Raw genomic sequence first — 19,039 nt, forward strand, 5'->3', positions numbered from 1 at the left:
GAACTGCGCGCGTGCGCCAGCGGACGCGTGCGCCCCGCGCCCGTTTCCCCGGAAACGGGCCCTACCCGCGCGCGCGGTAGAGATCGGTCAATACCTTGGTCGAGCGCCGCGCCTCGAACAGCGCGGACAGCCGCGCGAGGTCCGGGCTCGCGAGATCGCGAATCGCGGCGTCGTCGGCCAGGATGCGGCGGATCAGGTCGAGCTTGCGGCCGAGATCCGATTCGTCGAGCACGACGCCCGGATCGGCCTCCTTCAATCCGTCGACCAGCTGCATGAATTCGGCCTGCAACTCCGGCAACGCGCTCCAGTCGGCGCTGCGGGCAGCGCCCAGCATTCGGCCCGACACGGCGGCGAGCGCCTCGTAACGTTCGAAGTATTCGGCCTTGCGATTCATCGTGATGCTTCCACTGCCTGTTGTGCGGCCATCCGCGCGACTTCCGGGGCGATCCCCGTCCATGCTTCCTCGAGCGTCGCGAGCAGCCCGTCGACTTCGACCAGCATCGTGTCGCTCGCCTGCGCATTGGCTTCGAGCAGACGCCGGGTGATATACGCATACAGCGCGTCCAGCCGCGCCGCGATCTCGCCGCCCGCATCGAGGTTCAGCGACGCCTTCAGCCCGCTGTCGACGATCCGGATCGCCTTGCCGATCGCTTCGCCGCGCGCGGACACATTGCCTTGCTGCAAATGCATGCGCGCCAGCGCAACCGCCTGCCGCGCACCCTGGTACAGCATCGCGATCAACCGGTGCGGGGAAGCGCCCATCACCCCGGTCTCGACGCCGACACGCGCGTATGCACTGGCTCCAGCGTGTCCTGGGGAAAACATGCGCTTCTCCTTGTTGTGCCTTGGCTATACGGGAACCGCCGCCGTGCATCGCACGACGCGGCCTTCACCGGAGTTATCGGAAGGGATTTGGAAAGCTTTAGGCAAGCGGCGCGTGCCGCCTGGCGCAGCAAGGCCGGCCCGCAGCTCAGGCCGGATGGCCGTCCACGGATCGCTTTCCCTGAATAGCCGCCGTGTCAAACCGCCATCTGCATGATGTCGTTGTAAGCGCTCACCAGCTTGTTGCGGACCTGGAGCCCGAACTGGAAGCCGATGTTGGCTTTCTGCATGTCGACCATCACGTCGTTCAGCGACACATTCGGCGCGCCGACCTCGAACGCCTGCGCCTCGCCGAGCGCGTGCTGCTGGTCGCCGCTGATCTTGTCGAGCGACGCCTTCATCGCGCTGGCGAACGTGCTGGCTGTCGCCGCGCCCGAGCCGGCCAGTGCCGCCGTCGGGCTCGCGACGCCGCCCGACGCCTGCGCGGCCATCGACTGCATCTGTTGCAACACCGAACCGATTCCGCTGACGTTCGCAGTCATGCTGTCCCCAAAACTGAGAGAGACCCGGACGCACCGGGAGATCCGCCGGCGCCGCACCACGCGCGCCATGCCGGATTCCGAAAAAGGATAGCAGCGCGCCGCGCGTCAAAGCCGCGAAAGTACGGGGGAAACCCCGCTCTTTTCGGTCGATCGGAGTGCGGCCCGGGTCACGATAATCGCATCGTGTCATTGTCCGCCCGCTCGTCCGAGCGAGCTCAGTCGTCCCGCTCCGGAGAAACTCGACGCATGGATTCGCAGGCCAACTCGCTGATCAACCCAGACGCCCGCGCGGGCCTCGCCAGCCCGGCGCCCGGCGCCGCCGCGGCCGCCGCGTTGCCAGGCGTGGGTGGCGCAGGCGCGGACTTCGGGCTTGGCGGCTTCGCGGAACGCATCCCCGGCATCTCGCGGATGAAGGGCAACCCGAAGCTGCCGTTCCTGATCGCCGTCGCATTCGCGGTCGCCGTCATCACCGCGCTCGTGCTGTGGAGCCGCGCGCCCGACTACCGCGTGCTGTACAGCAACCTGTCGGATCGCGACGGCGGTGCGATCATTGCCGCGCTCCAGCAGGCAAACGTTCCCTACAAGTTCGCCGATGCCGGCGGCGCGATCCTCGTGCCGTCGAACCAGGTGCATGAAACGCGCCTGAAGCTCGCCGCGATGGGGCTGCCGAAGGGCGGCTCGGTCGGCTTCGAGCTGATGGACAACCAGAAATTCGGCATCAGCCAGTTCGCCGAGCAGATCAACTACCAGCGCGCGCTCGAAGGCGAGCTGCAGCGCACCATCGAATCGATCAACGCGGTGCGCGGCGCGCGCGTCCATCTCGCGATCCCGAAGCCGTCGGTGTTCGTGCGCGACAAGGAAGCGCCGAGCGCGTCGGTGTTCATCGACCTCTACCCGGGCCGCGTGCTCGACGAGGGCCAGGTCCAGGCGATCACGCGGATGGTGTCGTCCGGCGTGCCCGACATGCCCGCGAAGAACGTGACGATCGTCGACCAGGACGGCAACCTGCTGACCCAGACCGCCTCGGCATCGGGCCTCGACGCGAGCCAGCTCAAGTACGTGCAGCAGGTCGAGCACAACACGCAGAAGCGCATCGACGCGATCCTCGCGCCGATCTTCGGCGCGGGCAACGCGCGCTCGCAGGTCAGCGCGGACCTCGATTTCTCGAAGCTCGAGCAGACGTCGGAAAGCTACGGCCCGAACGGCAATCCGCAGCAATCCGCGATCCGCAGCCAGCAGACCAGCAGCTCGACCGAACTCGCGCAGGGCGGCGCGTCGGGCGTGCCGGGCGCGCTGTCGAACACGCCGCCGCAGCCGGCTTCCGCGCCGATCGTCGCCGGCAACGGCGCGAACGCGCCGCAGACGACGCCGGTGAGCGACCGCAAGGACCAGACGACCAACTACGAAGTCGACAAGACGATCCGCCACCTCGAACAGCCGATGGGCAGCGTGAAGCGGCTGTCGGTCGCGGTCGTCGTCAACTACCAGCCGGTCGCCGATGCGAAGGGCCACGTGACGATGCAGCCGCTGCCGCCCGCGAAGCTCGCGCAGGTCGAACAGCTCGTGAAGGATGCGATGGGCTACGACGCGAAGCGCGGCGACTCGGTGAACGTCGTGAACAGCGCGTTCTCGACCGCGAGCGACCCGTACGCCGACCTGCCGTGGTGGCGCCAGCCGGACATGATCGCGATGGCGAAGGAAGCGGCGAAGTGGCTCGGCATCGCGGCGGCCGCTGCAGCGCTCTACTTCATGTTCGTGCGCCCGGCGATGCGCCGCGCGTTCCCGCCGCCCGAGCCGGCCGCGCCGGCGCTCGCCGCGCCGGAAGATCCGGTCGCGCTCGACGGCCTGCCGGCGCCGGAGAAGGCCGAGGAACCCGACTCGCTGCTGCTCGGGTTCGAGAGCGAGAAGAACCGTTACGAACGCAACCTCGACTACGCGCGCACGATCGCCCGCCAGGATCCGAAGATCGTCGCCACCGTCGTGAAGAACTGGGTGTCCGATGAACGCTGAAGGCTTGACCAAGAGCGCGCTCCTGCTGATGTCGATCGGCGAGGAAGAGGCCGCGCAGGTATTCAAGTTCCTCGCGCCGCGCGAGGTCCAGAAGATCGGCGCCGCGATGGCCGCGCTGAAGAACGTCACGCGCGAGCAGGTCGAGGACGTGCTGCACGAATTCGCGAAGGAAGCGGAGCAGCACACCGCGCTGTCGCTCGATTCGAGCGACTACATCCGCTCGGTGCTGACCAAGGCGCTCGGCGAGGACAAGGCCGGCGTGCTGATCGACCGCATCCTGCAGGGCAGCGACACGAGCGGCATCGAGGGCCTGAAGTGGATGGATTCGGCCGCGGTGGCCGAACTGATCAAGAACGAGCATCCGCAGATCATCGCGACGATCCTCGTGCACCTCGACCGCGACCAGGCGTCGGAAATCGCGTCGTGCTTCACCGAGCGGCTGCGTAACGACGTGATCCTGCGGATCGCGACGCTCGACGGCATCCAGCCGGCCGCGCTGCGCGAACTCGACGACGTGCTGACGGGCCTGCTGTCCGGCAGCGACAACCTGAAGCGCAGCCCGATGGGCGGCATCCGCACCGCGGCCGAGATCCTGAACTTCATGACGAGCGTGCATGAGGAAGGCGTGCTCGAAAGCGTGCGCCAGTACGACGCCGAACTCGCGCAGAAGATCATCGACCAGATGTTCGTGTTCGAGAACCTGCTCGACCTCGAGGATCGCGCGATCCAGATGGTGCTCAAGGAAGTCGAGTCGGAAACGCTGATCATCGCACTGAAGGGCGCGCCGCCGGCATTGCGCCAGAAGTTCCTCGCGAACATGTCGCAGCGCGCGGCCGAACTGCTCGCCGAGGATCTCGACGCGCGCGGCCCGGTGCGCGTGTCCGACGTCGAAACGCAGCAGCGCCGCATCCTGCAGATCGTGCGCAACCTGGCCGAGAGCGGCGCGATCGCGATCGGCGGCAAGGCGGAAGACGCGTATGTCTGATTCGGCGAGCGATCGCGCGGGCACCCTCACCGCCTACCAGCGGTGGGAGATGGCGTCGTTCGACCCGCCGCCGCCCCCGCCGCCGCCCGACGACGCGGCAGCGGCCGCCGCCGCGCTCGCCGAGGAACTGCAGCGCGTGCGCGACGCCGCGCACGCCGAAGGCCATGCGGCCGGCCACGTCGAAGGCCAGGCGCTCGGCTACCAGGCCGGTTTCGAGCAGGGCCGCGAACAGGGTTTCGAAGCCGGCCAGGCCGACGCGCGTGAACAGGCCGCGCAGCTCGCGGCGCTCGCCGCGTCGTTCCGCGAGGCCGTGTCGACCGTCGAGCACGATCTGGCCGCCGACATCGCGCAGCTCGCGCTCGACATCGCGCAGCAGGTCGTGCGCCAGCACGTGAAGCACGATCCGGCCGCGCTGGTGGCCGCCGTGCGCGACGTGCTCGCGGCCGAACCCGCGCTGTCCGGCGCGCCGCATCTCGCGGTGAATCCGGCCGACCTGCCCGTCGTCGAAGCCTATCTGCAGGACGATCTCGATGCGCTCGGCTGGAACGTGCGCACCGACGCGTCGATCGAGCGCGGCGGCTGCCGTGCGCACGCCGCGACCGGCGAGGTCGACGCGACGCTGCCCACGCGCTGGCAGCGCGTCGCCGCCGCGATCGGCAAGGTGAGCACGTGGTGACGCGGCCGCCCGAGGCGCTCGCGCACGACGGCATGACGCCGCTGGAGCGCGAACTCGCGCTCGCGTCGTTCGGCCCGGACGCGCACAACGCCGCGCTGGACACCGCACCCACCACCCCGCACGCCGCCGCTGCAGCGGCCGATACGTCCGACGCCACGCCGCGCGCCCCGCACAACCCGCATCTCGCGCACTGGCGCACCCATTTGAACGGGCTCGCCGCGCGCAGCCAGCGCGCGCTGCCGCTGCGGCCCTGCGGGCGCCTGACGCGCGCGGCCGGCCTCGTGCTGGAAGCGATCGGGCTGCGCCTGTCGGTCGGCGCCGAATGCACGATCGAACTGCCGCCCGGCAGCACGCTGCCGCACGCGGAAGCGGAAGTCGTCGGCTTCGCCGGCGATCGCCTGTTCCTGATGCCGACCACCGACGTCGCGGGCGTGCTGCCCGGCGCACGCGTGTGGCCGCGCGAAAGCGCGCCCGTCGCCGATCCGCTCGCGGGCGCGAAGCGGCTGCCGGTCGGCTGGGAAATGCTCGGGCGCGTCGTCGACGCGTCGGGCCGCCCGCTCGACGGCCTCGGCCCGCTCGCGTCGAAGGTCGACGCGCCGCTGTCGGCGCCGTCGATCAACCCGCTCGAGCGCGAACCGATCCACCACGTGCTCGACGTCGGCGTGCGCGCGATCAACGCGCTGCTCACCGTCGGCCGCGGGCAGCGGATGGGCCTGTTCGCGGGCTCCGGTGTCGGCAAGTCGGTGCTGCTCGGCACGATGGCGCGCTACACGAGCGCGGAAGTGATCGTGATCGGGCTGATCGGCGAACGCGGCCGCGAAGTGAAGGAATTCATCGAACAGATCCTCGGCGAGGACGGGCTCGCGCGCTCGGTCGTCGTCGCGGCGCCGGCCGACGTGTCGCCGCTGCTGCGGATGCAGGGCGCGGCCTACGCGACGTCGCTCGCCGAGTATTTCCGCGACCAGGGCAAGCACGTGCTGCTGCTGATGGATTCGCTCACGCGCTATGCGATGGCGCAGCGCGAGATCGCGCTGGCGATCGGCGAGCCGCCCGCAACGAAGGGCTATCCGCCGTCGGTGTTCGCGAAGCTGCCCGCGCTCGTCGAGCGCACCGGCAACGGGCCGGAGGGCGGCGGCTCGATCACCGCGTTCTACACGGTGCTGACCGAAGGCGACGACCAGCAGGACCCGATCGCCGATTCGGCGCGCGCGATCCTCGACGGCCACGTCGTGCTATCGCGCGCGCTCGCCGAGGCCGGCCACTATCCGGCGATCGACATCGAGGCGTCGATCAGCCGCGCGATGACCGCGCTGATCGACGAAACGCACCTCGACCACGTCCGGCAGTTCAAGCAGATGCTGTCGCGCTACCAGCGCAATCGCGACCTGATCGCCGTCGGCGCGTACGCGCCCGGCCGCGACGCGCAGCTCGACCGCGCGATCGCGCTCTATCCGCGCATCGAGGCGTTCCTGCAGCAGGGCTTTCGCGAATGCGCGCCGTTCGCGTCGAGCCTCGCCGGGCTCGATGCACTGTTCGACGCTTACGGAGGCTGATCCAGATGGCACACGGCTTTCCCCTTCAGTTGCTGCTCGACCGCGCGCAGGAAGATCTCGACTCCGCGACGAAGCAGCTCGGCACCGCGCAGCGCGACCGCACCGCGGCCGCCGAGCAGCTCGACGCGCTGCTGCGCTACCGCGACGAATACCATGCGCGCTTCTCGCAATCCGCGCAGCACGGGATGCCGGCCGGCAACTGGCGCAATTTCCAGGCGTTCATCGATACGCTCGACGCCGCGATCGCGCAGCAGCGCAGCGTGCTGGCCGCGGCCGACGTCCGTATCGACGAAGCCCGCCCGAACTGGCAAAACAAGAAACGCACCGTCGGCTCGTTCGAAATCCTGCAGGCGCGCGGCGTCGCGCAGGAAGCGAAGCGCGATGCCCGGCGCGAACAGCGCGACGCCGACGAACACGCCGCGAAGATCCTGCGCATGCGGGCCGACGCGGCCCGTTCGTCGTAACCGACCACCGCATTCGAACGAGAGAACCGACATGCCTCCCCTGCCCCTGCTCGGCGCGTTGCTCGACACCGCCGGCACCGCACTCAAGGCCGCCCGCGGCGCGGGTGCGTCCAGCGCCGCCGGCACCGATGCCGCGACCGCGACGACCGCCGTGCCGTTCGCGCAGACGCTGAAGCAAAGCGTCGCCACGCGTCGCGATGCGTCGAATGCCGGCGTGCCGGACGCGTCGACGCAACAGGCTTCGTCGAAACCGGCCGCCGGCACGAAGCCGTCCGCCGCCGAAGACGACGACACGACCGACGATACGACCACGAACGCCGCCACGAACCCCGACGCCGCCGCGCTCGCGGCGGCTGCGGCCGTGCAGGCGCAACTGCAGGCGCGCACGGACAACGCGATGCCGGCCGACGCGGCTGCCGCCGCGGCCGCTGCGCAAAAGACGGCCGTGTCCGGCCAACCCGATGCCACGGCCACGCTGATGGATCACGCGGCCAAGGACGTTACCGCGGCCACCCAGGCCGCACCGGCGACGAGCCGCGACGTGCTGCAGGAGGCCCTCGCCAAGCTGACGGGCGGCGCGGGCGCGATCGCGATGCCCGCAGCCGGTACGACGGCGTCCGCACCCGCCGCGACCGCGGCGACCGCATCGACCGGCACCGCCGCGCCGCTGACACCGAAGGTGCCGACCTTCGACCGCACGCTCGCCGACGCGAAGGGCGCGCTCGCCACCCAGCAAGCGCCGGTGCAAGCCACCGCGCAGGCGCTGCAGGCCAACGCGAACGCGCAGTCGGGCGAGCAGCACGCGCTCGCGGCAGCCAGCGACGCGGCGGACCCGGCCGCCAGCGCGACACTCGCGGCCGGCGCCACCGCGGCGGCCGCGGCCCAGGCGAACCTGCAGCTGTCGCCGGCCGCGGGGGCGATCGCCGCCGCGAACGCGCACGTGCTCGCGCCGCACATCAGCACGCCGGACTGGACGGACGCGCTGAGCCAGAAGGTCGTGTTCCTGTCGAATGCACACCAGCAGAGCGCCGAACTGACGCTCAATCCGGCCGATCTCGGGCCGCTGCAGGTCGTGCTGCGCGTCGCGGACAACAACGCGCACGCGCTGTTCGTGTCGCAGCACGCGCAGGTGCGCGAAGCGGTCGAAGCCGCGCTGCCGAAGCTGCGCGAGGCCATGGAAGCGGGCGGGCTCGGGCTCGGCAGCGCGACCGTCAGCGACGGCGGCTTCGCCTCGCAGCAGCAAAACCAGCAGCAGACCTTCGCCGGCGGCCAGTCGTCGCGGCGCGGGAGCGGCGGATCGTCAGCCGGCGATGCACCGGTCGGCGCTGCGCAATCCGCACCGGCCGCCGCGAGCGTGAGCCGCGCCGGCCTCGTCGATACGTTTGCCTGAGCATGGCCGCCGCCGTGCGCGCGCCGCTCAGCGGCCGTGCACCGCCGCGGCTGCCTCGCCGCGCGGCACCGCGCCCTTGCGCGTGGCGACGATGAAATCCGCCGCGCGTTCGCCGATCATCACCGACGGCGCATTCGTATTCCCGCCGACCAGCGTCGGCATCACCGACGCATCCACCACACGCAACCCTTCGACGCCGCGCACTCGCAGTTGCGGATCGACGACTGCACGCGCGTCCGAACCCATCCGGCAGGTGCCGACCGGGTGGTAGATCGTGTCGGCATGCTCGACGATCGTCTTGCGCAGTTCCGCTTCGCTCTGGTCGGCCCGCGTGTACAGCTCGCGCCCGCCCTGCGACGCGAGCGGCGCCTGCGCCAGGATCTTGCGCATCGCCTGCGTGCCGCGCACGAGCAGGTCGAGATCGCGCGAATCGCTGAAGAAGCGCGGATCGATCAGCGGTGCGTCGCGCGCATCGCCGCTCGCGAGCGCCACCGTGCCGCGGCTGAACGGCCGCAGCGCGCACACGTGCAGCGAATAGCCGAAGCCCCAGTGCATCTTGCGGTTGTGGTCATCCACGAGCGCCGTGCAGAAATGCAGCTGCAGGTCGGGACGCTCGAGCGACGGATCGCTCTTGATGAAGCCGCCGGCCTCCGCGACGTTGCTCGTCATCATCCCGGTGCGGCTCGAGAAATAGCGCGCGAGCGCGGGCGTCATCTTCGCGATCCCGCGCAGGCACACGCCGACCAGCTCCGATGAATTCACGCGCGTATTGATGATGAAATCGATATGGTCGATCAGGTTCGTGCCGACGTCCGGCGCATCCTGCACGACCGCGATCCCGTGCCGGCGCAACTGCTCCGCCGGGCCGATCCCCGAGCACATCAGCAGTTGCGGCGAATTGAACGCACCGGCCGACACGATCACTTCCGCGCGCGCGTCGAGCGTCTCGACGCGCCCGTTGCGCGCGACCGCGACGCCGGCCGCGCGCTTGCCATCGAACGTGACGCGCAGCACCGTCGCATCGGTGATCACATGCAGGTTCGGCCGGTCGTGGCCGTAGATATACGCGCGGGCGACGCTGCAGCGCGAGCCGTCGCGGTGCGTGACCTGGTAGAAGCCGACGCCTTCCTGCGTCGCGCCGTTGAAGTCGTCGTTCAGCGGATAGCCGGCCGCATGCGCGGCCTGGATGAATCGTTCGGAGAACGGATTGCGAAAGCGCAGATCCGACACCGTGAGCGGGCCGTCCGCGCCGTGCCACGCATCGGCGCCGCGTTCGTTGCCTTCCGCGCGGCGGAAATACGGCAGCACGTCCTGCCAGCCCCAGCCGGTCGCGCCGAGCTGCGCCCATTCGTCGTAGTCGCCCGGATGGCCGCGCGTGTAGATCATCGCGTTGATCGCGCTCGAGCCGCCCATCCCGCGCCCGCGCGGCTGGTAGCCGCGCCGCCCGCCGAGGCCCGGCTGCGGCACCGTCTCGTAGCCGTAGTTCGTGCCGAGCTTGAACGGCACCAGCGCCGCGATGCCGACGGGCATGTTGACGAGCAGGTTGCGCTCCGTATGCGAGCCGGCCTCGATCAGCGCGATCGTCGCATCGGGGCAGGCATCGGCGAGACGGCCTGCCAGGCTCGACCCGCCCGAACCGCCGCCGACGATGATGTAGTCGTATTGCATGTCACGTCTCCGTCGTGTCATGGAAGGCCGCCAGGCGACCGCGTCCCCTCTTGTAATGTTCGGGCATTGTAGGAATGGCCGTCGCGCGCGCGGCGCGCCGATTCAAGAGCGATTCCTCTAAACGCTCGCGTGAACTAAATTTAAGATGTATCGATTCGCTTGGCGCGACGCGCCGGCCACGAGAAGCCGATCCGTCGCGAAACGGGAGTGACGACGATGCAGCGCCAGGTTCTGCAGGCCGCGTGCCGACCGGGTGATCTGGATGCGATGCGCGCAGCCCGCATTTCATTTCAAACGGCTGCCCGCGCGGGGATGCTTAACGTCATGCGCGTGGTCGATCGAAATCGAACGGCACGTGTCGTCGCCGACCGTTTGGATGAGTGCTGGCCGCAGCGGCACGATGCGCCGCGGCATGATTTGACGGACCTGTCGCGCTGCCCCGCTTCGGTGCGCCGGCAGGTAGTCGCGCCTCAGCATCGCGTGCCCGGCAACAGTCGCGTCGCACTACCTGCACATGCGCATCGACACGGTTTCCGGATGCACACACCGTCGCGCGGATGCGACGCCCGCTGCACGCTTCAACCGGTTTTCGAGCACACGTCGCATCCGGCCCCGTGCCGCGCGACCCGCACCACCCCGATCCGCGTCGCCGCGCTCGCCGAGCGTGCGCGTGCGGCGTGACGGCCGGCCGACCCGCCTGGCCCAACTGGAGGAGACGACATGAAGAACGACCTGCCCGAACTGGCCCCGCAAGCCCAGCCGTCGGTGGATGCGCTGACGGCGCTGCTGCGCGACCAGCGCGCAGCCTACCTGCGCGCGCCGTATCCGGCATGGGAAACGCGCGTGCAGCACCTGCGCGCGCTGCGCACGATGCTGATCGACCATGCGGATGCCCTCGCCGAAGCGATCAGCGCCGATTTCGGTCATCGCGCGAAACAGGAAGTGCTGCTGTCGGAAATCTGGATGGCGAAGGAAGAGATCGACGACGCGCTCAAGCACGGCAAGCGCTGGATGAAGCCGATCCGCAAGCCGATGAACAAGTGGCTGCGCCCGGCGCGCGCGAAGGTGATTCCGCAGCCGCTCGGCGTGGTCGGCATCGTCGTGCCGTGGAACTACCCGGTGCTGCTCGCGGCCGGCCCGCTGATCTGCGCGCTCGCGGCCGGCAACCGCGCGATCATCAAAATGTCCGAACTGACGCCGCGCACGTCGGCGCTGTTCGAGCAGCTCATTGCCAAGACCTTCACGCGCGACCACGTCGCGGTCGTGAACGGCGATGCGGAAGTGGGCGCCGCGTTCAGCGGGCTGCCGTTCGATCACCTGCTGTTCACCGGCTCGACGCACGTCGGCCGCCACGTGATGCGCGCGGCCGCCGACAACCTCACGCCCGTCACGCTCGAACTCGGCGGCAAGTCGCCGGCGATCGTCGGCCCGAACGCGCGCTTCGATGCAGCGGTCGACGCGATCGTCGCGGGCAAGACGCTGAACGCGGGCCAGACCTGCATCGCGCCCGACTACGTGCTGCTGCCGCGCGGCATGGAAGCCGCGTTCATCGAGCGCGCGCGCGCCCGGTTCGCGAAGATGTATCCCGACCTGTCGGCCAACGGCGACTACACGACGATCGTGTCGCCGCGCCACTACGCGCGGCTGCAGCAGCTCGCGAGCGACGCGCAGGCGGCGGGCGCGCAACTGCATCCGCTGTCCGACGCGCAATCCGATCCCGCCTCGCGCCGCTTCGTGCCGTGCGCGGTCACGCAGGTGCCGGCCGCGTCGCAACTGATGCAGGAGGAAATCTTCGGGCCGCTGCTGCCGCTCGTGCCGTACGAACGGCTCGACGAAGCGATCGCCTACGTGAATGCACGCCCGCGTCCGCTCGCGCTCTACCTGTTCGACGAGGACGGCGGCACGATCGACCGCGTGATGCGCGAAACGATCTCGGGCGGCGTGTCGATCAACGAAACGCTGATGCACATCGCGTGCGGCAGTTTGCCGTTCGGTGGTGTCGGGGCGAGCGGCATGGGCGCCTATCACGGCTACGACGGCTTCGTGACGTTCTCGAAGATGAAGCCGGTGCTCACGCAGGCGCGCCTGAACGCGCGCAACCTGCTCGCGCCGCCGTACGGCAAGCGCTTCGCCGCGCTGATCAAGCTGATGCTGAAGTTCTAGGCGAAACGGAAAACGGGCCGCGCGCAGCGCGCCGCGGCCCGCGCAGGCATGCCGCGCGGCGAGGGTGCCGCGCGCGCCGTCACACGGGCCAGAGCGGCCCTTCCTGCATCGCGCCGATCTGCTCGCGCAACTCGAGCACGCGCGCTTCCCAGTAACGATGCGTGTTGAACCACGGAAACGCGGCCGGAAACGCGGGATCGTCCCAGCGCCGCGCGAGCCATGCGGCGTAGTGGATCAGCCGCAGCGTGCGCAGCGCTTCGACGAGATGCAGCTCGCGCGGCTCGAATTCGCAGAAGTCCTCATAGCCGGCCAGCAGGTCCGCCAGCGCACGCGACGCGCCTTCGCGATCGCCCGGCAGCAGCAGCCATAGATCCTGGATCGCGGGCGCCATCCGGCTGTCGTCGAAGTCGACGAAGTGCGGGCCGGCATCGGTCCACAGCACGTTGCTCGGATGACAGTCGCCGTGCGTGCGCAGCAGGCGGATCTCGCCCGCCCGCTCGAACGCGGCCTCGACGCCTTCGAGCGCGAGGTTCACGGCCGTCTCGTATGCGGGCCGCACGTCGTCCGGAATGAAATCGTGCGCGAGCAGGTAGTCGCGCGGCTCATAGCCGAACGTCGTGATGTCGAGCACGGGGCGCGCGACATACGGCTGCGTCGCGCCGACCGCATGGATCCGGCCGATGAAGCGGCCGAGCCATTCGAGCGTGTCGCTGCGATCGAGATCGGGCGCGCGGCCGCCGCGCCGCTCGAAGATCGAGAAGCGGAAGCCGTCGAACGCGTGCAGCGTGCGGCCGTCGAAGGTGCGCGCGGGCACCGCCGGAATCTCGCGCGCGGCGAGTTCGGCGACGAACGCATGCTCTTCGAGGATCGCTTCGTCCGACCAGCGCGCCGGACGGTAGAACTTCGCGACGACCGGCGGGCCGTCTTCGATACCCACCTGATAGACGCGGTTTTCGTAGCTGTTGAGCGCGAGCAGGCGCCCGTCGGTGCGCAGGCCGGCCGGTATCAGCACGCTGTCGAGCGCGTCGAGCACGCACTCGGGCGTGAGTCCGGCAAACGGCGGGCCGGCGGGAGAAGCGGGAGCGGAAGTGACGTCTTTCATGCCCCGCATTGTGCCGCCAGCCGGGCTGAAAGACGAGCGCCCGGTGCGACGGTGGCGCTTAGTGAAGTGCCGCGCCGGCCGGCAGTACCGATTCGCCGGTGTCGATCAGGTCCTCGAGAAAGAACGGCTCGGTGTTGAGTTCCTTGGACTCGCCCGGTACGCCCGCGTACCAGGTCACCATGGCCATGTCGCCCAGGACGCGTTGGACGATGCCGCGCGCGCCCTTCGGCACCGCGATATGGGTAGTGCAGACAATCGACCCGACATGCATGATGGTTCCCCACTCTTGAATCTTGAAACCCGGCCCGCTGGGGGCCGGCAAATGCACGATCCGCGCGCTCTCGTCGGAGCGTTGCGCGTAATCCCATTGTTCACGGTTTATCGAAGCACGAAAAGAAGAAGAAGCAGGCGAAGTGCCGCGAATTCGTCGAATGTCTCCAATCAACCACTGCGCCGGGGTAGACGCTTGCCCGCCCGGTTACCCCCATCATACCCTGTCGAATGTGACTGGCCGCCGAATCCCCGGCATCACCGCGGCGCGTACGTGACGGACGCCCCACATGCACCGTGAATCCGGTATCGGGTCACCAGGCAATTTCGCGCGACTGCGATTGCCGAATCACGCGACGCCGTCATCACCTTCCCCCTGCCTCGAACGCAGCCCGCACAGCAACGGTTGCCCACGCATCGCCCTCCGACCTTCGCCGTGCGATGCGCCACCGACTTGTGTTGCATCCGATGCAGGCCTTGCGGTACCTTTGATGCTCATTCGCGTTCAAGCGCATTCCGACACGATGCATCCGCTCACGTCCGCCCTCGCACAATCCCGGCCGCAGTTCGACTCGCGGCCGCAGGCGTGCGCGCATCCGTCGGTCCTTCCTCCTCCTGTCGCCCCGCCGCTCGTCGGCGCCGCGCCGCCCCCTCCGGCGGCACGCGTCGGCTGACCAGCCGGCTTTTCGTTTCGTCTTCCATTCGCCCGCAGGCTCGCATTCGTGCGTCGTGACGCACGGCGTGCTGCTGCGCGCGCGGATGGAACATTCCGATCCGTTCGACAGGTGGATTCACATGGTTTCGTTCAAACGCGCGCTCGCCGCGCATGGCGCGACGTCGCTCTTCGTGCTGCTGTGGAGCAGCGGCGCGATCTTCGCTGAACTCGGGCTGCGTCACGCGTCCGCGTTCGTCTTTCTCACCGCACGTTTCGCGCTGGCATCGCTCGTGCTGCTCGGGCTGGCGTTCCTGCGCAAGCGCTGGTTGCCGCCGCGCGGCGAACGGCGCATGGCCGCGCTGACCGGCCTGCTGATGATGGGCGGCTATTCGATCTTCTACCTGCTCGCGCTCGAACGCGGGATCGCGCCGGGCGTGCTCGCGACGATCCTCGGCGTACAGCCGATCCTCACGCTCGCGATCGTCGAGCGGCGCTGGCAACCCGTGCGCATCGCGGGGCTCGCGCTGTCGCTGGCCGGTCTCGCGCTCGTCGTGTTCCGCGGCACAGGAGACGGCGGCCTGTCACTCGCGGGCATCGCGTGCGCGCTCACCGCGCTCGTCGCGCTGACTGCCGGCTCGCTGCTGCAAAAACGCGTCCGTGCGGCGCCCGCCGACGTGCTGCCGCTGCAGAATGCGATCGGCCTCGCGCTGTGCGTGGCGATCGTGCCGTTCCGGCCGGTGTCGTTCGACCTGAGCTGGGCCTTCGTGATCCCGCTGCTGTGGCTCGGCATCGTGATTTCGGTGATCGCGCAACTGCTGTTCTACCGGTTGATGCAGCGCGGCGATCTCGTCAACGTGACGAGCCTGTTCTATCTCGTGCCCGTCGTCACCACGCTGATGGATGCCGCGTGGCTCGGCAACCGGCCCGAGCCGCTCGCGCTCGCCGGCATGGGCGCGATCATCGCGGGGCTCGCGCTCGTGTTCCGCGCGCCGGCCGCCCGCGTGCAACCCGACCGCGCATGAGCGGGCGTGCCGCCGCGCCCGCGGGGGCGGCGGCACGCATCGGACACATACGACGAATCCGCAAAAATCGAAAGGCGCGAGAAAGATACGCGCAAGGCGTTCGTCTAACTTGCGGGAAAAGTGCGCGATTCACGGGGCTTTCCGCTGATTTTTAATGGTTCGGATAGCGAAAAGCGCTGTCGGTTGCCTATACTCGAATTGACCGCCCCGCTCGCAATCGGGCCGGACCAAGACTAGAAACACCCGGCATGGGGCCGGAGCAAGCGCGCATGCGCCCGCTCCGGTCGACCTTGGAGACACGCATGACAACCTACTTCACGATCGGCGACTTCATCCTGTTGATTCCGATGGCGCTGGCCGGAGCGCTATTTCTCGGCGCGGTGCCGTGCGCGACCGAATTCCGCCACAACCTGCTGCGCGTGCTGGGCGTCATCCTCGGCGTCGGCGTCGCGGTATTGCTCGTCGAAGGCCTGCCTGCGCTGATCTAGTGGCGCACCACCCGTGCGTGACGTGCATCGCTGCACTGCAGCGATGCGACGTGTTGCGCGCAAGCCATTGATACGGCACGCGATGTTTCGCATGCCGTATCGACTGCCGGTCAGATCGCCTGATCGGTGGACGGCTTTTCCCACAGATTGATGCCGCCTTCCGTCGCGTAACGATCGATCTCCGCGAGCTCTTCCGCCGAGAATTCGAGGTTCGTCAATGCGCCGACGTTTTCACGCACCTGCTCCGCGCGGCTCGCGCCGATCAGCGCGGACGTCACGCGGCCGTTGCGCAACACCCAGGCGAGCGCCATCTGCGCGAGGCTCTGCCCGCGCCGTTCGGCGATCGCGTTGAGCTTGCGCACATGGTCGAGGTTGTCCGCGCTCAGGTGATCCTGCTTCAGCGAGCCGCCGCCCGGCTTGTTCACGCGCGCGTCGGCCGGCACGCCGTTCAGGTACTTCGACGTGAGCAGCCCCTGCGCGAGCGGCGTGAACGCAATGCTGCCCGTGCCGATCTCGTCAAGCGTGCCGAGCAGTTCGGTTTCGACCCAGCGATTCAGCAGGTTGTACGACGGCTGGTGGATCAGCAGCGGCACCTTGTATTGCGCGAGCAGCTCGGCCATCTCGCGCGTCTTCGCCGCCGAGTACGACGAAATGCCGATGTAGAGCGCCTTGCCCTGCTGCACGGCGGATGCGAGCGCGCCCGCCGTTTCCTCGAGCGGCGTGTGCGCGTCGAAGCGGTGCGAATAGAAGATGTCGACGTAGTCGAGCCCCATCCGCTGCAGGCTCTGGTCGAGGCTCGCGAGCACGTACTTGCGCGACCCGCCGCCGCTGCCGTACGGCCCCGGCCACATGTCCCAGCCGGCCTTGGTCGAGATCAGCAGCTCGTCGCGATACGGACGGAAATCTTCCTTCAGCAGCCGACCGAAGTTGGTCTCCGCGCTGCCGTACGGCGGCCCGTAGTTGTTCGCGAGATCGAAGTGGTTGATGCCAAGGTCGAACGCGGTGCGCAGAATGTCGCGCTGCGTCGAGATCGGCGTCGTGTCGCCGAAGTTGTGCCACAGGCCGAGCGACAGCGCGGGCAGTTTGAGCCCGGATTTGCCGCAGGTGCGGTATTGCATGTCTGCATAACGTTCGGAAGCTGCTTCGTAGGCCATGAGTCGGTTCCGTCAGGACATCGGGAGAAGGGACGCGCGCCGGCCGCGCGTGCGGCGCGGCGGCGGCGAAGGAGTCATACGACGACTATGGTAGCGAAAGCGGCCGGAACGCGCTCGACGGCGCGACGATGGACGCGGCCGCGGCCGTCGCCTACACTGCGGCGTCTCGAATCACCGTTTCTGCGAGGTTGGTATGTCCCGGGTCATCTCGGTTGCGCTGCTCGTCGGCGGCGTCGTGCTGCTGTATTTCGGCGGCCAGTCGTTCCATTCGATCAACGACAACGTGTCGCGCTTCTTCACCGGTTCGCCCGCGACGAAGACGATCCTGCTGATCGTGGGCGGTGCCGTCGCATCGTTCATCGGCCTGATCGGCCTCGCGATGCCGGGCGGCAAGCGCTGAGCGCCCCGCGCGATGCACGCACGGCCCGCGTCATGCGCTCGGGCCGCGCTCCAAACGAAACGGGCGGCCAGGCCGCCCGTTGTTCCATGCACCCGCGATGCGCGGCATCGCGTCATCGCCGCGGCCTTGAAGGCCGCCCGCTGCGCGCCTAGAACGGCACTTCCGATTTCGATGCCGAGCGCGTGCCGGGCACCGGCCGGTTGCTCGCGCCGTGATACGTGTACACGAGCGAGAACTTCACCTGGTCGGAACGGTTCTGCCCGGCCGAATGCAGCGTGTTGCTGTGGAAGAACACGACGTCGCCGGTCTGCAGCGACGGGCACGTGGCCGCATCGATCATCTTCCGGTTTTCCGGCAGGTCGCTGCGGAAGAACTTCGCATCGTCGAACGCTTCGGGCCCGAATTCGGCCGTATGCGACCCCGGTACGAGCCACAGTGCGCCGTTCTCGTTCGTTTCCGGCCCGAGCGCGAGCCACACCGACACCATGTCCGGACGCTCGAACGACCAGTAGCGGAAATCGCGATGCCAGCCGGTCAGGCTGCCGTACGCGGGATGCTTGGTCATCATGCAGTTGTGATGCGCGCGCGACAGCACCGGCTCTTCGCCGAAATACTCGCGCATCCACGCGCCGATTTCGGGTGCGATCGCGCGCTCGGCGAAGGCCGGATCACGCGAATACGCGTCGAGCAGCCGCCGCACCGTATGCCCGCCCGGCGCATGCTTGGACTCGGGCGCGCCCGGATAGCGCAGGTCCGCCTCGAACTCGATCGGCTCGGCCGCCTCCCGCAACTGGCGCTCCGCGACCTGCCTGAGCGCCGCGCACTGCTCGTCGCTGACGAGGCCACGCGCGACGACGAAGCCGCGCTCGCGCAATTCCGCGACTTGCGCGCGGATCGATTCCGACTGCAATGGAGACGACATGGGATGCCAGACGCTTATTGTGTGAATGTGACGATTGTAAATCGGCGCCGGATGCCGCGAACAGCACCATTGTCGTGCGCAGGGGCATGCCAATCGCGAATTTGATCCGGCTCAAGGGAACTGTGCGGCGCGGCGCTGGCCTCAGCGACAGGCGGTATGCGGCACACGCGTTATGGCACAAGGGTTTATCGCGACTTTTGCCCGTCATGAATCCCCTGTAGCCTGTCGCGGCCTGTCAATTCTGGCGGGCGCGGCGCGCAACGGGTTTCGGTAAGATCCGTTGCGCAATCCGAGGCCGTTCATACCAGTGCGCTCCCAAAGGCGCCATCCATACAAGCGAAGCATCGTTCACATGCCATTCCGTCTGACTTCCCGTCTCAGCCGCGCTGCGAAGCGCGTCGTGCCGCCCGCTCCTGCCCGCTCGCTGCGCCATCACCGCGCACGCACGCAGGCGCTGGCCGAGCGTACGCCCGCACATAGCCGGCTGGACGGTATCCGTGCGTGGTTCCACGCATTTTTCTCGATGATGAGCACGCAGGCGTTCTCGCGCCGTGCCGGCCTGCGCTCGCTGCTGCAGAAGCCGTCGTCGCTGCGCGCGCTCGCGCTGCGCCGCACGCTCGGCCCGCAGCGCCGCGTCAACCGCCCGCGCCGCCTCGCGGCCAGCAACGGCTGGTTCGGGTTCGGCGCGCGCTGAGCGCACGCCGGCGGGCACCGCCGCGCGACGATCGCCGTCGCGCCGTTACCCGATCGCTG

20 protein-coding genes are annotated in these 19,039 nt (G+C 68.8%); 12 read left to right on the forward strand and 8 right to left on the reverse strand.

The window, feature by feature from the left end:
* Nucleotides 1-61: 61 nt before the first annotated feature.
* From LGM89_RS14585 to fliE, 3 genes are all read right to left on the reverse strand, one after another.
* Complete coding sequence (locus LGM89_RS14585) at nt 62-394, reverse strand: flagellar protein FliT (protein ID WP_089426550.1); 333 nt, start codon at nt 392-394, stop codon at nt 62-64.
* Nucleotides 391-825 carry a flagellar export chaperone FliS gene (gene fliS, locus LGM89_RS14590; protein ID WP_089495819.1) on the reverse strand — a complete coding sequence of 145 codons (435 nt, stop codon included), beginning with the start codon at nt 823-825 and terminating at the stop codon, nt 391-393. The genes LGM89_RS14585 and fliS overlap by 4 nt, the downstream gene beginning before the upstream one ends.
* Before the next feature lie 194 nt (nt 826-1,019).
* Complete coding sequence (gene fliE, locus LGM89_RS14595; protein ID WP_046544213.1) at nt 1,020-1,364, reverse strand: flagellar hook-basal body complex protein FliE; 345 nt, start codon at nt 1,362-1,364, stop codon at nt 1,020-1,022.
* 246 nt (nt 1,365-1,610) lie between these two features.
* Here fliE and fliF point away from each other — a divergent pair, with 246 nt between their 5' ends.
* From fliF to LGM89_RS14625, 6 genes are read left to right on the forward strand one after another with little or no spacing between them, the layout of a single operon-like run.
* A complete protein-coding gene (fliF, locus tag LGM89_RS14600) occupies nt 1,611-3,374 on the forward strand; it encodes a flagellar basal-body MS-ring/collar protein FliF (RefSeq protein ID WP_089426552.1) in 1,764 nt (587 codons plus the stop codon).
* Nucleotides 3,364-4,359 carry a flagellar motor switch protein FliG gene (fliG, locus tag LGM89_RS14605; RefSeq protein ID WP_069249110.1) on the forward strand — a complete coding sequence of 332 codons (996 nt, stop codon included), beginning with the start codon at nt 3,364-3,366 and terminating at the stop codon, nt 4,357-4,359. Before fliF ends, fliG begins: the two co-directional genes overlap by 11 nt.
* Complete coding sequence (gene fliH, locus LGM89_RS14610) at nt 4,352-5,035, forward strand: flagellar assembly protein FliH (protein ID WP_089441241.1); 684 nt, start codon at nt 4,352-4,354, stop codon at nt 5,033-5,035. Before fliG ends, fliH begins: the two co-directional genes overlap by 8 nt.
* A 32-nt stretch (nt 5,036-5,067) precedes the next feature.
* Nucleotides 5,068-6,588 (forward strand): flagellar protein export ATPase FliI, encoded by a 1,521-nt coding sequence (gene fliI, locus LGM89_RS14615; RefSeq protein WP_264172531.1) that lies wholly within the window; start codon nt 5,068-5,070, stop codon nt 6,586-6,588.
* 5 nt (nt 6,589-6,593) lie between these two features.
* Nucleotides 6,594-7,052 carry a flagellar export protein FliJ gene (fliJ, locus tag LGM89_RS14620; protein ID WP_206140469.1) on the forward strand — a complete coding sequence of 153 codons (459 nt, stop codon included), beginning with the start codon at nt 6,594-6,596 and terminating at the stop codon, nt 7,050-7,052.
* Nucleotides 7,053-7,083: 31 nt separating this feature from the next.
* On the forward strand, nt 7,084-8,442 hold the full coding sequence (locus tag LGM89_RS14625; RefSeq protein WP_226273289.1) for a flagellar hook-length control protein FliK: 1,359 nt from the start codon (nt 7,084-7,086) through the stop codon (nt 8,440-8,442).
* Between the two features lie 27 nt (nt 8,443-8,469).
* Here the strand turns inward: LGM89_RS14625 and LGM89_RS14630 are convergent, their stop codons facing one another.
* Nucleotides 8,470-10,110, reverse strand: a complete 1,641-nt coding sequence (locus tag LGM89_RS14630; RefSeq protein ID WP_226273290.1) for a GMC family oxidoreductase — start codon at nt 10,108-10,110, stop codon at nt 8,470-8,472.
* Between the two features lie 207 nt (nt 10,111-10,317).
* Between LGM89_RS14630 and LGM89_RS14635 the strand changes: the two genes are divergently transcribed.
* The gene (locus LGM89_RS14635) at nt 10,318-10,791 is read left to right on the forward strand and encodes a hypothetical protein (RefSeq protein ID WP_413227466.1); all 474 of its coding nucleotides are present in this window, start codon (nt 10,318-10,320) and stop codon (nt 10,789-10,791) included.
* Between the two features lie 39 nt (nt 10,792-10,830).
* Nucleotides 10,831-12,273, forward strand: coding sequence for a coniferyl aldehyde dehydrogenase (locus tag LGM89_RS14640; protein ID WP_226273291.1), 1,443 nt, complete (start codon nt 10,831-10,833; stop codon nt 12,271-12,273).
* 79 nt (nt 12,274-12,352) lie between these two features.
* Here LGM89_RS14640 and LGM89_RS14645 read toward each other — a convergent pair whose 3' ends face one another.
* Together LGM89_RS14645 and LGM89_RS14650 are read right to left on the reverse strand one after the other, a co-directional pair.
* Complete coding sequence (locus LGM89_RS14645; RefSeq protein WP_373453143.1) at nt 12,353-13,375, reverse strand: serine/threonine protein kinase; 1,023 nt, start codon at nt 13,373-13,375, stop codon at nt 12,353-12,355.
* A 58-nt stretch (nt 13,376-13,433) separates the two neighbouring features.
* Nucleotides 13,434-13,646: a hypothetical protein gene (locus LGM89_RS14650; protein ID WP_011353523.1), complete on the reverse strand. Its 213-nt coding sequence runs from the start codon at nt 13,644-13,646 to the stop codon at nt 13,434-13,436.
* 794 nt (nt 13,647-14,440) lie between these two features.
* Between LGM89_RS14650 and LGM89_RS14655 the strand changes: the two genes are divergently transcribed.
* On the forward strand, nt 14,441-15,322 hold the full coding sequence (locus LGM89_RS14655; RefSeq protein WP_226273292.1) for a DMT family transporter: 882 nt from the start codon (nt 14,441-14,443) through the stop codon (nt 15,320-15,322).
* A 302-nt stretch (nt 15,323-15,624) separates the two neighbouring features.
* Complete coding sequence (locus LGM89_RS14660; RefSeq protein ID WP_011353526.1) at nt 15,625-15,810, forward strand: hypothetical protein; 186 nt, start codon at nt 15,625-15,627, stop codon at nt 15,808-15,810.
* A gap of 110 nt (nt 15,811-15,920) precedes the next feature.
* Here LGM89_RS14660 and mgrA read toward each other — a convergent pair whose 3' ends face one another.
* Complete coding sequence (gene mgrA / locus LGM89_RS14665) at nt 15,921-16,964, reverse strand: L-glyceraldehyde 3-phosphate reductase (RefSeq protein ID WP_226273293.1); 1,044 nt, start codon at nt 16,962-16,964, stop codon at nt 15,921-15,923.
* A gap of 193 nt (nt 16,965-17,157) precedes the next feature.
* On the opposite strand from mgrA, the gene LGM89_RS14670 reads away from it, so the two are divergent.
* On the forward strand, nt 17,158-17,364 hold the full coding sequence (locus LGM89_RS14670) for a DUF3185 family protein (RefSeq protein WP_011353528.1): 207 nt from the start codon (nt 17,158-17,160) through the stop codon (nt 17,362-17,364).
* Between the two features lie 148 nt (nt 17,365-17,512).
* Here LGM89_RS14670 and LGM89_RS14675 read toward each other — a convergent pair whose 3' ends face one another.
* The gene (locus tag LGM89_RS14675; protein WP_226273294.1) at nt 17,513-18,286 is read right to left on the reverse strand and encodes a phytanoyl-CoA dioxygenase family protein; all 774 of its coding nucleotides are present in this window, start codon (nt 18,284-18,286) and stop codon (nt 17,513-17,515) included.
* A 352-nt stretch (nt 18,287-18,638) separates the two neighbouring features.
* On the opposite strand from LGM89_RS14675, the gene LGM89_RS14680 reads away from it, so the two are divergent.
* Nucleotides 18,639-18,980 (forward strand): hypothetical protein, encoded by a 342-nt coding sequence (locus tag LGM89_RS14680; RefSeq protein ID WP_089426563.1) that lies wholly within the window; start codon nt 18,639-18,641, stop codon nt 18,978-18,980.
* Nucleotides 18,981-19,039: the final 59 nt, after the last annotated feature.

The organism is Burkholderia sp. AU31624, from assembly GCF_020420065.1.
Lineage (GTDB): Bacteria > Pseudomonadota > Gammaproteobacteria > Burkholderiales > Burkholderiaceae > Burkholderia.

Coding starts and splice junctions, on each gene's coding strand:
- fliG (WP_069249110.1), top strand. CDS start 3,364: ATGAACGCTGAAGGCTTGACCAAGAGCGCGCTCCTGCTGATGTCGATC.
- LGM89_RS14625 (WP_226273289.1), top strand. CDS start 7,084: ATGCCTCCCCTGCCCCTGCTCGGCGCGTTGCTCGACACCGCCGGCACC.
- fliJ (WP_206140469.1), top strand. CDS start 6,594: ATGGCACACGGCTTTCCCCTTCAGTTGCTGCTCGACCGCGCGCAGGAA.
- LGM89_RS14655 (WP_226273292.1), top strand. CDS start 14,441: ATGGTTTCGTTCAAACGCGCGCTCGCCGCGCATGGCGCGACGTCGCTC.
- mgrA (WP_226273293.1), bottom strand. CDS start 16,964: ATGGCCTACGAAGCAGCTTCCGAACGTTATGCAGACATGCAATACCGC.
- fliE (WP_046544213.1), bottom strand. CDS start 1,364: ATGACTGCGAACGTCAGCGGAATCGGTTCGGTGTTGCAACAGATGCAG.
- LGM89_RS14670 (WP_011353528.1), top strand. CDS start 17,158: ATGTCCCGGGTCATCTCGGTTGCGCTGCTCGTCGGCGGCGTCGTGCTG.
- fliF (WP_089426552.1), top strand. CDS start 1,611: ATGGATTCGCAGGCCAACTCGCTGATCAACCCAGACGCCCGCGCGGGC.
- LGM89_RS14585 (WP_089426550.1), bottom strand. CDS start 394: ATGAATCGCAAGGCCGAATACTTCGAACGTTACGAGGCGCTCGCCGCC.
- LGM89_RS14675 (WP_226273294.1), bottom strand. CDS start 18,286: ATGTCGTCTCCATTGCAGTCGGAATCGATCCGCGCGCAAGTCGCGGAA.
- LGM89_RS14640 (WP_226273291.1), top strand. CDS start 10,831: ATGAAGAACGACCTGCCCGAACTGGCCCCGCAAGCCCAGCCGTCGGTG.
- LGM89_RS14645 (WP_373453143.1), bottom strand. CDS start 13,375: ATGAAAGACGTCACTTCCGCTCCCGCTTCTCCCGCCGGCCCGCCGTTT.
- fliI (WP_264172531.1), top strand. CDS start 5,068: ATGACGCCGCTGGAGCGCGAACTCGCGCTCGCGTCGTTCGGCCCGGAC.
- fliH (WP_089441241.1), top strand. CDS start 4,352: ATGTCTGATTCGGCGAGCGATCGCGCGGGCACCCTCACCGCCTACCAG.
- LGM89_RS14680 (WP_089426563.1), top strand. CDS start 18,639: ATGCCATTCCGTCTGACTTCCCGTCTCAGCCGCGCTGCGAAGCGCGTC.
- LGM89_RS14660 (WP_011353526.1), top strand. CDS start 15,625: ATGACAACCTACTTCACGATCGGCGACTTCATCCTGTTGATTCCGATG.
- fliS (WP_089495819.1), bottom strand. CDS start 825: ATGTTTTCCCCAGGACACGCTGGAGCCAGTGCATACGCGCGTGTCGGC.
- LGM89_RS14630 (WP_226273290.1), bottom strand. CDS start 10,110: ATGCAATACGACTACATCATCGTCGGCGGCGGTTCGGGCGGGTCGAGC.
- LGM89_RS14650 (WP_011353523.1), bottom strand. CDS start 13,646: ATGCATGTCGGGTCGATTGTCTGCACTACCCATATCGCGGTGCCGAAG.